Origin of the sequence: Paenibacillus sp. FSL H8-0079 (genome assembly GCF_037991315.1) — a bacterium.
In the GTDB taxonomy this organism is placed as follows: domain Bacteria; phylum Bacillota; class Bacilli; order Paenibacillales; family Paenibacillaceae; genus Paenibacillus.
The window spans coordinates 4,287,259-4,299,801 of record NZ_CP150300.1 but is presented as its reverse complement, the minus strand read 5'-3'; the positions used below and the strand labels follow the sequence as shown (position 1 = coordinate 4,299,801).

General features: G+C 46.0%; 13 protein-coding genes. 10 read left to right on the top strand and 3 right to left on the bottom strand.

All coding sequences use genetic code 11. The annotated features are described in order from the left end of the window. The first annotated feature begins 226 nt into the window (after positions 1-226). The 4 genes from MHI06_RS19215 to MHI06_RS19200 all read left to right on the top strand — a co-directional run bounded on the left by MHI06_RS19215 (position 227) and on the right by MHI06_RS19200 (position 3,711). Positions 227-1,234, top strand: coding sequence for a metal ABC transporter substrate-binding protein (locus MHI06_RS19215; protein WP_340402151.1), 1,008 nt, complete (start codon positions 227-229; stop codon positions 1,232-1,234). Positions 1,235-1,333: 99 nt separating this feature from the next. Further along, positions 1,334-2,092, top strand: coding sequence for a metal ABC transporter ATP-binding protein (locus MHI06_RS19210; protein ID WP_340398771.1), 759 nt, complete (start codon positions 1,334-1,336; stop codon positions 2,090-2,092). A gap of 52 nt (positions 2,093-2,144) precedes the next feature. Next, positions 2,145-2,948, top strand: a complete 804-nt coding sequence (locus MHI06_RS19205; protein WP_062835287.1) for a metal ABC transporter permease — start codon at positions 2,145-2,147, stop codon at positions 2,946-2,948. 49 nt (positions 2,949-2,997) lie between these two features. After that, positions 2,998-3,711 (top strand): cytochrome c biogenesis protein CcdA, encoded by a 714-nt coding sequence (locus MHI06_RS19200; protein WP_340398770.1) that lies wholly within the window; start codon positions 2,998-3,000, stop codon positions 3,709-3,711. Positions 3,712-3,858: 147 nt separating this feature from the next. Here the strand turns inward: MHI06_RS19200 and splB are convergent, their stop codons facing one another. After that, positions 3,859-4,929, bottom strand: coding sequence for a spore photoproduct lyase (gene splB / locus MHI06_RS19195; protein WP_340398769.1), 1,071 nt, complete (start codon positions 4,927-4,929; stop codon positions 3,859-3,861). A gap of 192 nt (positions 4,930-5,121) precedes the next feature. Between splB and mntR the strand changes: the two genes are divergently transcribed. The 3 genes from mntR (at position 5,122) to MHI06_RS19180 (ending at position 8,461) form a co-directional block, all read left to right on the top strand. Then, positions 5,122-5,550 (top strand): transcriptional regulator MntR, encoded by a 429-nt coding sequence (gene mntR / locus MHI06_RS19190; RefSeq protein WP_062835284.1) that lies wholly within the window; start codon positions 5,122-5,124, stop codon positions 5,548-5,550. Positions 5,551-5,759: 209 nt separating this feature from the next. After that, positions 5,760-7,370, top strand: a complete 1,611-nt coding sequence (locus MHI06_RS19185) for a family 10 glycosylhydrolase (protein WP_340398768.1) — start codon at positions 5,760-5,762, stop codon at positions 7,368-7,370. Positions 7,371-7,459: 89 nt separating this feature from the next. Further along, on the top strand, positions 7,460-8,461 hold the full coding sequence (locus MHI06_RS19180; protein ID WP_340398767.1) for a patatin-like phospholipase family protein: 1,002 nt from the start codon (positions 7,460-7,462) through the stop codon (positions 8,459-8,461). A 61-nt stretch (positions 8,462-8,522) separates the two neighbouring features. Here the strand turns inward: MHI06_RS19180 and MHI06_RS19175 are convergent, their stop codons facing one another. Further along, positions 8,523-8,855 carry a hypothetical protein gene (locus MHI06_RS19175; protein ID WP_264927756.1) on the bottom strand — a complete coding sequence of 111 codons (333 nt, stop codon included), beginning with the start codon at positions 8,853-8,855 and terminating at the stop codon, positions 8,523-8,525. Positions 8,856-8,860: 5 nt separating this feature from the next. Continuing rightward, on the bottom strand, positions 8,861-9,853 hold the full coding sequence (locus MHI06_RS19170; RefSeq protein ID WP_062835280.1) for a DUF1385 domain-containing protein: 993 nt from the start codon (positions 9,851-9,853) through the stop codon (positions 8,861-8,863). Positions 9,854-10,066: 213 nt separating this feature from the next. On the opposite strand from MHI06_RS19170, the gene MHI06_RS19165 reads away from it, so the two are divergent. The 3 genes from MHI06_RS19165 to MHI06_RS19155 all read left to right on the top strand — a co-directional run bounded on the left by MHI06_RS19165 (position 10,067) and on the right by MHI06_RS19155 (position 12,278). Next, positions 10,067-10,645: a YqhR family membrane protein gene (locus MHI06_RS19165; protein ID WP_340398766.1), complete on the top strand. Its 579-nt coding sequence runs from the start codon at positions 10,067-10,069 to the stop codon at positions 10,643-10,645. A 76-nt stretch (positions 10,646-10,721) separates the two neighbouring features. After that, positions 10,722-11,165 carry a type II 3-dehydroquinate dehydratase gene (gene aroQ / locus MHI06_RS19160; RefSeq protein ID WP_062835278.1) on the top strand — a complete coding sequence of 148 codons (444 nt, stop codon included), beginning with the start codon at positions 10,722-10,724 and terminating at the stop codon, positions 11,163-11,165. A gap of 39 nt (positions 11,166-11,204) precedes the next feature. Next, entirely contained in the window at positions 11,205-12,278 is a 1,074-nt protein-coding gene (locus MHI06_RS19155; protein WP_340398765.1) for a Xaa-Pro peptidase family protein, read from the top strand. Positions 12,279-12,543 lie beyond the last annotated feature (265 nt).

The window sequence follows — 12,543 nt, the reverse complement described above, 5'->3', positions numbered from 1 at the left end:
GCCCCTTTTTTTGTTGGAAGAATTCTCATCTGAAGGGAAGAGAACAACCATATACTGTTATGAACTCCGTACTTCAGGAAAGAATGAATAGGACGAGATAGCTTGACAAGTAGGTTCAGGTTACCTATAATTCTTTCAGTAATGTTTACGATTAAGAGATGCGGAGTGAATGATAATGATATTTTATAAAGAGCAACATCAAGTTCAGGCTAACCTGATAGGCAAGATGAGCAAAAGAGGCAACAAGAAGTTGCTGTGGACGGGTCTGCTTATTCTCAGTTTGCTGGTATTGTCTGCGTGTGGGCAGGATAGTTCCAATAGTGCCAAGATGGTGGAAGGCAAAGTAAATGTTGTGACGACATTTTATCCTGTATATGCTTTTACGACTGCAATCGGTGGTGAAGATGCCAATGTCATTAACCTGCTGCCAACGGGAGTAGAGCCACATGACTGGACTCCGAAGAGTCAGGATATTGTTAATACGTCCAAGGCACAGCTGTTTTTCTATAATGGAGCTGGACTGGAAGGATGGGTACCGAATTTCCTGAAGTCGCTGAACAGTGATACACAGGTGAAGTCGGTTGCCGTCAGCGAAGGCGTTAAGCTGTTAACCGCTGAGGGTGATGATGGGCATGGTCACGGCGAAGAGCATGAAGACGAGCATGCAGATGAACACACAGATGAGGCTACCAGTGAAGATGTTGCTGATCATCATATTGATCCACATACGTGGGTTAGTCCTAAATCGGCCATGATCATGGCTGAAAACATCAAAAATAGTCTGGTCGAGGCAGATCCTGATCACAAAGCAGGTTATGAACAACGTTATGAAGAGCTTCGTATGAAGCTTGAGACGCTGGATCAGCGTTTTACAGATGAATTGGCTACAGTGCCGAACAAGGAAATTGTTGTTTCGCACCAAGCGTTCGGCTACCTTGCACGTGATTATGGATTAAGCCAGCATGCCATTATGGGACTTTCCCCGGATGCTGAACCGACAGGACAGGATATCGTGAAGCTTGCGAAACTCGTTAAAGATGAAGGCATTAAATACATTTTCTTCGAAGAGCTGGTATCTGACAAGTTGGCGAAAACACTGGCAAGCGAAGCAGGCGTGGAAACCATGGTCCTTAATCCGGTTGAGGGGTTGACCAAAGAGCAGGCAACAAACGGGGACGATTATTTCACCCTGATGGAGAAAAATTTGCAAAATCTGCTGATCGCATTAAAATAAGATAGAATGAAGGATTCAGAACTAAGAGTCTTTACCGTTCGCGGTGAAGGCTCTTAGGACGCTATGGGATTCTTATATATAATGAAGGGCGGCTTTGCCATGCAGCAAATCATGCCACTATGTCATGATCCAATAATAGAGATCGAGAAACTATCATTTTCCTATGGGGACCAGCGAGTGATTGAGAATCTCGATTTTATGGCCCAAGAACGGGACTTTGTCGGGATTATCGGTTCCAATGGGGCAGGTAAAACGACACTACTGCGCATGCTGGTAGGATTATTGCCTCCTGCGCAAGGAGATATTAAACTATTCGGACAATCGATCCGCAAGTTCAAGGACTGGGACCGGGTCGGGTATGTGCCACAAAAAAATGCATTTAACCCGTTATTTCCTGCGACGGTCCGTGAAGTGGTCATGTCCGGCTTGTACAATAACAAAAACATGTTCCGTCGTATGTCTCGCAAATGTCAGCAGCAGTGTACGGATGCCATGCAAGTCATGCGAATTGAGGATCTGGCGAACAAACGTATTGGGCAGTTGTCCGGCGGGCAGCAGCAGCGTGTATTTTTGGCACGAGCGCTTATCAATCACCCGGATCTGCTGATTTTGGATGAACCAACGGTAGGTATTGATGCTGAATCACAGGCCAGTTTCTTTGAACTGATTACGCATATGCATGAACATCACCGCATGACTTTTCTGATGGTGTCGCATGATATGGATCGGATGGAGAGTTATCTGGGTTCTGAAGCTGCGGTAACGAATGGCAAAATTAATTTCCATGTCCGTCATTCGCATGAGGTACAGGATTGTGCTGAAACCAACCTGCAACATACTACTGCACAGGTACGCTAGCCGTGTTTATGGCCCATTAGATTAGAGTAAGGCCGAAGGAGTCGTGTTTGTTTTGGAAATATTAATGAGTGATTTTTTTCAGCGTGCACTGGCGGGTGGATTGTTAATTGGCATCACCGCTCCGCTGATCGGACTGTTCCTGGTGTTACGGCGGTTATCCATGATCGGAGACACCTTGTCTCATGTGACCATCGCCGGCGTTGCACTCGGATTCCTGATTGAAGTGTATCCCATTGCGGTAGGTTTGATATTTGCCGTGCTTGCATCATTTGCGATTGAGAAGCTGCGCAAAGCGTACAAGACTTACGCCGAATTATCGATTGCCATTATCATGTCCGGAGGCGTGGCGCTGGCTTCATTGTTCTTCACGCTGGGCAAAGGATACAATGCAGATGTCATGAGTTACTTGTTCGGCAGTATATATACATTAGACGCTACAGATCTGAAGCTGGTAGGTGTGGTTACACTGATCGTGGTCATCGTAGTGGCGTTGTTACATAAGGAATTTTTCCTGCTCAGCTTTGAGGAAGATGCGGCAGCGGTTACAGGGTTGCCTGTGAGAATTCTGAACATGTTAATTACTGTGATGACGGCACTCGTCATTAGCACAGCGATCAAGATTGTCGGTGCGCTTCTGGTGTCAGCGTTATTGACCATTCCGGTAGCGGTCAGCCTGTTGATGGCCCGAAGTTTCAAATCTGCCATTATTCTGTCCGTGGTTATAGGCGAAATTGCCGTAGTCCTTGGACTGGTCGTAGCAGGTATCTGGAACCTCGCACCTGGAGCAACGATCGTATTATTGCTGATCATGATGCTGATTCTGACGATGATTGGAAAAAAAGGGTTCCGAGCCTGACGACTGAACGAGTAAGCACGTGAGCCCGGGGAAGGGAGACATCCGCTTCATGCCTGATGTTAATGTATGGATGGCTTTTGTAGCAGGTTTGGTCTCATTTATATCACCATGTTGTCTTCCGCTGTATCCATCATACCTTTCCTATATCACAGGTATGACGGTGCAACAATTGAAGGATGACCGCAATCAGAGAGAAGTCCGCTTTAAGACGATGACGCACACACTGGCGTTTATTTTAGGCTTCTCGGCTGTATTTTATTCGCTTGGCCTGGGTGCCGGACTGTTTGGCCAGTTTTTCAATGATAACCGTGCTCTGATTCGTCAATTGTCTGCGATTTTAATTATGCTTATGGGATTATTTTTACTTGGTGTATTCAAACCTCAGTTTTTGATGAAGGAACGCAAGCTGGATATGAAATGGAAACCGGCAGGATATCTGGGTTCATTTATATTTGGCATAGGTTTCTCGGCAGGCTGGTCCCCCTGTATTGGCCCCATTCTAACAGCGATTATTGCGATGGCTGCGAGTGAGCCCACGACCTGGCTGGCGCTGATTACAGGTTATACCGCAGGGTTTGCCATACCGTTCTTCATTTTGGCGTTTTTCATCGGTTCGACACGCTGGATCTTACGTTATTCCAATGTCATGATGAAAATTGGGGGAGCATTAATGCTGTTCCTTGGCATATTGCTCTTTACAGATCAGATGACGAAGATTACCATATGGTTGCAGCAGATTACACCAGACTGGATGATTATTTAAACGCATCAACTGAATTTAATTTTAAAAATGCATGACAAAGCAGGCTACATGTTAACCAGAGTCACTCTGGGTCATGTAACCTGCTTTTTAATCGTTTGTAGGGAATGCAGTTATCAGCATATGATTGTGGTAAATCCTGTTTTTTGTTTAGGTGAAGTAATCAATATTGGCTAGTGGAAAATGTTCAAAGATCCGTTCCGTAATGAATTCGCGCAGCGCATCTTGCTGGTCATCCTTATACACATACTTGTACTGACCCCAGCGGCCCCATTTCATCTTACGTTTCTCGATATCCATCTCCAGCTTGGTTTTAGGATAACGTTTCTCAATGGTTGCTTTGGCCGTTTTGGTAAAACGGTGCTGGATCATCTCAAAGGTAAGATCCTTGGTTGCTTCCTCTGGAAGCGTATCTGCCAGCTTCTGCAACAGATCCGAGTATCCTTCTTCCCAGCCTTCATACCACATAATCGGAGCGATAATGAATCCCAGGGGATAACCGGCGTGTGCAATTTTGCCAGCAGCTTCAATGCGTTCCTCAAATCTGGAGGTAGCCGGTTCAAAGTTTTTGATAACATAATCCGAATTGACACTAAACCGGATACGGGTGTGGCCGTTATGCTTAATGTTCAGCAACGGATCAACGTGATGATATTTGGTTACGAAGCGCAAGCGTCCATATTCTTCTTCCGCCATAAAACGGATCAAGTCACTTAAATTCTCCGTGATATGCTCCAGTCCTACGGGATCAGACGTACAGGCAGCTTCAAATCGTGTAATTTCAGGCGCGCGTTCTTCGATGTATCCTTTCGCAGCCTGAATGATCTCATCCGTATTGACGTACACACGGACATAAGGTTTGGCGCCAAGTGTAGTTTGAAGATAACAATAATGACAGTGCCCCATACAGCCTGTAGAGATGGGAATGGCATATTCCGCTGAAGGTTTAGACTGGTCGAACTTGAGTGTTTTGCGCACACCAACAACCAGAGTACGCTTCGCCATCCGGTACTTTTCTTGTTCGGTTTCACCTGGCAGGTTCGTGATCCGGTTATGGGATGTGGTCATCTGATAGGGTATGTTTTTGGATGTGACCCATTCCATAATTCGTTTACCTTTATCATATTCCAGCGCACCGGGTTCAAAGTACACCAAATCGGGAATAAAGGGTTTAGTACCTTTTGCTTTACGAACTGGCGGTGAGGCAACACTTGTACTCACGAAATCACTCCTTTCGATGCGGAACTTTGCTTAGTTTGCCTCGTTTGGGGAGATGTCACGCCTGCCAATTACTTGCGTAACAATACGCCCCGAATTGTGCAGGACTTGCCAATGCGTATTGATAACATGTATCATTATAAGATAGGGACCAGGCACGAATAGGGGCCGGTCAGAGAGAAGAGAGGGAAGCAGATGCCAACGCCCAGTATGGAAGATTATTTGGAGCGTATATACAAATTAATTGATGAAAAGGGCTATGCTCGTGTGTCTGATATAGCTGAAGGACTGGAAGTACATCCTTCATCGGTGACGAAGATGATCCAAAAGCTGGACAAAGACGAGTACCTGATTTATGAGAAGTACCGCGGATTGGTGCTTACGCCAAAAGGCAAAAAGATGGGCAAACGTTTGATGGAACGCCATCATCTGCTTGAACAGTTTTTGACGACGATTGGTGTTCAGGAAGAAAATATCTACAATGATGTTGAAGGCATTGAACATCACCTGAGCTGGGACTCCATTACATGTATTGAGTCTTTGGTCGAATACTTCCGTCAGGACGAGAGTCGGTTGCGTGATCTCAAAAATCTTCAGGATGTCATGAGTAATACGGAGTCTTAAGTTTCAGCAGTGGTTTAAACAGGGTGATATACAATGAATCGTATCCTATGATCAAAGGATGCTTCTTGCCGTTTCAATGGCAGGAAGCATTTTTTTATGTGCAATCACACCATAATTTGGTGATTATCGCAACTAAACAAACGTTAGGAGCGTCTATTAAACTAGTAGAATTTACCGCAAATTTATAATGATTTTGGAGGACTGCACTAATGAAGCTTCGTAAAGGATTGATGATGCTGCTTATTTTTGTACTTGGATTACAGACAGCAGGTATGACGGCACAAGCAGCCGGGCAGAAGGAAATCGCTATTTTTCTAGATGGCAACCGTTTGGAATCGGATGTATCTCCCTACATTCTGCCCAAAGTAAATGTAACGATGGTACCTCTGCGTGTGATTAGCGAAGGACTTGGTGCATCTGTACTGTGGTCTCAGGCTACACGTACCGTGACCATTCAGAAATCCGACTCGGTTATCTCAATGACGAGCGGACGCCAGCAGGCAACCGTGGATAACGCTATAGTTGGTTTGGATGCATCAGTAGAATTAAAGCAAGGTCGGGTCATGGTACCCATTCGATTCGTCAGTGAGAACCTTGGTATTCGGGTGAACTGGAATCAGGCAGCCCAAACCATTGATCTGTACACAGGAGATGAATCAGTACCAACTCCTGAACCAACTCCCGCAACCCCAGCAGAGCCTGGAGGCACGGGTACTGTACCAGCTACTGAAGAGATGCGGGGAGCCTGGATCTCCACTGTGAATGGAGACTGGCCTTCATCCGGTGCCAAGGGAAATGTAGAGAAGCAAAAGCAGGAATACACTAAACAGCTTGATACTTTGCAAGGTATGGGTATTAACGCCGTATTTGTCCAAGTGAGAGCCAACGGGGATGCCATCTATCCTTCAGGTTTGGTACCTTGGAACAGCGTACTAACAGGAACACAGGGTAAAGACCCAGGTTATGATCCCCTTGCGTTTATGGTCGAGGAAGCACACAAACGGGGCCTGGAATTCCACGCTTGGTTTAATCCGTTTAGAGCAACGAACTCAGCGAGTACAACCAATTTGGCTGCAAACCACATCTCCAAGCTTCATCCTGACTGGATTGTGAATGCATCCGGCAAAATGTACATTAACCCAGGTATCCCGGAAGCCAGACAGCATATTATCGATACGATCATGGAAGTGGTCAATCAGTATGATATTGATGGTGTACATCTGGATGATTATTTCTATCCGTCCAATGTGACTTTTAATGATGATGCAGCATTCAAAACCTATAACACCTTAAATACCAAAGATCGTGCTGAATGGCGTCGGGACAATATTAATCAATTCGTCAAGCAGCTCGGACAGAGCATTCACAGAGTGAAAGCTAACGTTGAATATGGAATTAGTCCGTTTGGTGTATGGCGTAACAAATCCGTTGATCTGACCGGCTCTGATACCAAAGCAGGAGTAACCGCGTATGATAGCATGAATGCAGATGTGCGGACATGGATTAACCAGGAGTGGATCGACTATGTCGCTCCTCAGGTGTATTGGAGTATGACACTGAGCGTAGCCCGATACGACAAAGTCGTGGACTGGTGGGCGAATGAAGTGGCTAACACGAATGTAAAATTGTATATCGGCCACTCTCCTTATAAGTTAGGTACCCCTGAAATTGGTTGGCAGACATCACAGGAGATCATCGATCAACTAAACTACAACAAGAAGTATGCTTCAGTTAAAGGGGATATTTACTTTAGTTCACAGTACCTGACGAAGAATCCTCTCGGCTTGATTGCCAAATTGAAAGCCTACTATGGTCTCTAAAATATTTTAACAATACAGTTATAAGACAAACTCTTGTTCTCATAGAGTGGCAGTAGAAACGTGGCTGCCTGGAGAACGGGGGTTTTGTTGTGTTAATTAACGCGGTGTTTGAAGGTGGAGGCGTCAAAGGAATCTCGCTTGCGGGTGCTGTACAGGGTGCTCAAGACTGCGGCATTCAGTTTAATCGAGTAGCAGGCACATCATCCGGTTCCATTGTAGCAGCCCTGCTAGCGGCCGGTTACCGGGCCGAAGAGATGAAAGTCATCATTGAGAATACGCCGTTTGCTTCATTGCTGCGTCGTTCCCCCATATTTAATACCCGATGGATCGGACCCGCAGCGAGGCTGTTCTTGAAAAAAGGTTTGTATTCGGGGGAAGCCCTAGAATCATGGATTCGCAAGATGCTGGAGCAGAAAGGGATTCGCACGTTTGCTGACTTGCCGCAAGGCAAGCTGCTCATTACCGCATCAGATATATCCAATGGGACCATTCTGGTGCTGCCGGACGATATTCGGCGATTCGGCATTGATCCTTCCAAGCTGGATGTTGCGAAAGCGGTACGTATGAGTTGCAGTATTCCGTATTTTTTCGATCCGGTCGTGATACGCAAATCGCCGGTATTCTCCAAAGGTCTAGCTTTTCAAGATCAGTTCGTATATGTCGTAGATGGTGGGTTGCTTAGCAATTTTCCGTTGTGGCTCTTCGATGGGGATCGTTCGGAACGATGGGGAGATGTTATTCCGGTTGTCGGATTCAAGATGGTGGGTAAGACGGAAGTGGAACCTGCCCGGATTAAAGGACCGCTAAGCATGCTTCAGGCTCTTGTGGAGACGATGCTGACCGCTCATGATGAGCGCTATATCGAACAGATTAACCGGTTTCGTACAGTGAAGATACCAACGCTTGGGATTAAACCGACGCAGTTTCATTTATCGGTACAGGACAGCACAGCTTTATATCGATCAGGAGCTACCGCAGGAACTGAATTTTTCAATGGATGGAATACGAAAATGTATGATGATCAGCTGGACAAACAAAGAAAAGAACTGCGCAAGAAACAGGGGGAAGCCCCACCTCTGATCCCTGTATAAACGTGAAAAAAGCAATTCTCCGCGTATTGAGAGAATTGCTTTTTTGTATGTTCAATAACTTTTAGTGAAATTTAGGTACATCTTCATCGCTTTTACCTTTTTGTCCCTGAATCACTTGGAAAGGATAATCCTTGCGTTTCTTAGAAGAGCCGCTGCTCTTTCTGGCACTGGACTGTGCATTGACTTTCGCCATGGTACGTGCCGATGGCTTAATCTTCGGTGATTTGGCTTTGCGTGCCCAGCGACGAGGCGGATACTTATACAGCAGGAATACAGCTCCGAACACGACCAGTGGAATAATGATCCTGGATGGGCTAGCGCTCCCCAACCAAGTCAAGACTCCAACAGCAGCTAGTGCGATGAACGTCCAAAATAAGATTGCCTGCTTGTTCATATCATTCACCCTTTCACAGGATCGAGTGTTGCAACAGGTACTTCTGATGTAGCAGAGACATTGGCGAGCTTGGCATCCAACTCACGCATACGATTAAACGAAGCAATGGATACTTCTACCTGTTCATTAGTCGGTTCTTTTGTTGTCAGCAATTGCAGCCACAATCCCGGGTATCCGAGATAACGCAGTACAGGAATATCACGTACTGAATTCGTGAGCTTTAACAGTTCAAAAGAAATGCCCAGTACAACAGGCAACAATAGCAAACGCTGACCCATCCGTTCCCAGAGGTTATCGTACGTGAAGAGGGAGTAGAGAAACACCCCAATAATGACAGTCAACATAATAAAGCTGCTTCCACAACGGTAGTGCAGTCGGCTGTACTTTTGCACATTCTCGGGTGTCAATTCTTCGCCAGCCTCATGTGCGCTGATCACCTTGTGTTCCGCTCCATGATACTGGAAGAGACGTTTGATCATCGGCGTCTGTGAAATTAACCACAGATAGGCGAGTAACAGGATCAGCTTAATGCCGCCTTCCAGTAAATTATGCAAAAACTGATTGTCGAATGCATTTTTAAATAGAAAATTCTCGATAACAACAGGAAGCAATGTCAGCACAACTTTACCAAAAAGGAATGAAAGGATAGCTACGGCAGTTACACCGATGATCATGCTAAGGCTCCAGCCCGAACCTTCTTTCTCTTTTTGCTTGGCTTTCTCTTCCGGTTCCAGTTCATCATCAGCATAGGCGTCAGCAGAATAATTGAGATGTCTGCTACCTTTGACACTTGAATCTATAATGCTGACAATTCCGCGTAATAAAGGAATCCGCCGCAATTTTGTGACCCAGGACTTGTCTTGCTTGGGAACTTCCAGATACGTAATTTCGCCGTCTTTTCTACGAACAGCTGTAACGTTGACATGTTTCCCACCGAACATTACGCCTTCAATGACAGCTTGCCCCCCATAGCTGACAGGCTTGGATTGTTGAGGCAAATTATTCACCTTCCTATTCTGTTCTAAGCCTTCGCGATCAAAGGCAGTTTAATAACCCTATTGTATCGAATTTTAAGAGCAATTTCTAGTTTGTGAGTCAAACCTTGAAGGATGTTGTTAAGATTGTCCTGTTTTGAACATACTACCTCGTAGAATCGGAGCGGAAATTCGAGGCATAATGCGGGATTATCAACTGAATGAAGGAGAATATCGATGACAGAGCGTAAGCATGAAGATACATCACAAGATGAAGGTCAACGTCCGAAAGAACGGCAGCAAAAAGACAAAGGCAGACGCGCTACCCAGAGGCAAGGTCAAGCACACTACTACACCAAGCCATTTTCCTTTGCGTTAGAGCTTGGCTTCTTTGCCGGTTTTATCTGGGGTGGGCTACATTGGCTATTCTATCTGCTACATTTTACAATTGTGCCGGTGGGATTTCTGGCCGAACCTTTTTTCAAACATGAATATATATATACCGCAGCTGGGCATTTGACAGGCTGGCTGTTTTTTATCGTCTTTTCCATCTTGGCATCCTTGCTCTACACGTTCACGATTAGAAAACTGAAAGGGCCATTACCCGGCATGGTGTATGGAATCGTCTGGTGGCTGATTCTCTTTATACTGGTAGGACCAAAACTGGGGATGATGAAGCCTTTGAACGGTTTAACGTGGGATTCGATCATCACAGAACTCTGTTTCTTTTTGCTATGGGGGCTGTTCATTGGTTACACGGTAGCCATGGAGTACACGGACGAACGCAAACGCGAGCCAGAGCAAGCGGGGGCATAGCGCAAAAAAGCTTCTCAATCCGGCAATGCCTGTGTTAAAATAGCAGATGGTTATTTGCAGAGAGGGTGGAGCAGCGATGAAACGAATTATTGTGATCAATGGTCCGAACCTGAACATGCTTGGTGTACGTGAACCGGGCATCTATGGAACGCTTAGTCTGAAGGATATTGAGGACAAAATTCGCAGACAGGCTGATGAACTTGGCGTCTCCATCGCTTTTTATCAATCGAACCATGAAGGGGACATCATTGACCGCATTCATGCAGCGATGGGTGAGGCAGACGGAATCATACTGAATGCCGGAGCATTTACCCATTATAGCTATGCTATACGTGATGCAATCAATGCTGTTAAAGTCCCTACAGTGGAAGTACATCTATCCAACATTCATGCACGCGAAGCGTTCAGACATCATTCAGTGATTGCAGCGGAAACAATCGGGCAGATTGCCGGATTTGGCGAAGTAAGCTATGAACTGGGATTGCTGGCTCTTGTGCGTCATCTGGACAAACAAACCTGAGCCGGGAACCCGGGAATGTGAGAGAAAGAAGGGTTACCGATGGAAAACAAACGAGTAAATAAGTTGCGTGAAGCCATGCGTGAGCGTGAACTCGCAGCAATGCTGATTACAAACCCGATTAACCGTCGTTATATGACGGGCTTTACAGGCTCGGCGGGATATGTGCTGATTACGGAACAGGATGCATTCTTGCTGACAGATTTCCGTTACATGTCACAAGCGCCTCAGCAAGCCAAAGGATTTACTGTTGTCGAGCATGGAGCTAAGCCGATGGATACGGTGCGCGAACTGCTTGCATCCGCGAATATCAAAGAAGTGGGCTTCGAGCAGGATAGTGTCACATTCGGCACACATTCCGCTTATGCTGAAGCACTTCAGTCTATTGAACTGAAAGCTGTATCCGGAATCGTGGAACAACTTCGCATGTTCAAGGATGAAGATGAGATCGCAGTCATGCAGAGAGCAGCAGATCTGGCGGATGCCACGTTCAGCCACGTTTTGCAGTTTGCAAAACCAGGTATGACGGAGCGTGAAGTGGATCTGGAGATGGAGTTCTTCATGCGCAAACATGGAGCAACGTCCTCTTCGTTCGACACGATTGTAGCATCTGGTGAACGTTCCGCTATGCCTCACGGTGTAGCGAGCAGCAAGGTCATCGGGCAAAATGAGTTAATTACATTTGACTTCGGTGCACTTTTGGACGGATACTGTTCAGATCTGACACGTACCATTGCAACAGGCACACCTGTACCTGAACTGCGCAAAATTTATGACATTGTACTGGAAGCTCAGTTACATACGCTGGAGAACCTGAAACCGGGTATGACCGGACGGGAAGCAGATGCACTGGCTCGTGATATCATTGCAGGTCACGGATATGGAGATCAGTTCGGACATAGCACAGGCCACGGTCTAGGTATGGAAGTTCATGAAGCTCCTCGCTTGTCCAAGCTTAGCGACGATGTATTGAAACCGGGGATGGTTGTTACCGTTGAACCGGGTATATATATTGATGGGCTTGGCGGCGTGCGTATCGAGGATGACGTAGTGATTACCGAGACGGGTATTCATATTCTCACGAAGTCGGACAAGAAGTTCACCGTAATCGGCTAAATTACAGCCACAGGGATATAAGACGATCTTTAATATAAAGGTACGGGTTATTTCTGATTGTTATGGACCATTGCAAAAGTAGTGAAGGGAGCGGAATCGATTCTGAAGAAGCGAAGCGCTCGCCTTTGTCTCCTCATTTTAAACCTTATTAAAATCTAGTCGGGAAAATGAGGAGACAACAGCGATCGGAGGAACGATCCGAACCCGTAACGGTCACGTTTGCACATGGTCATCAATTCAGAATGAACCCACCTTTACATTAACC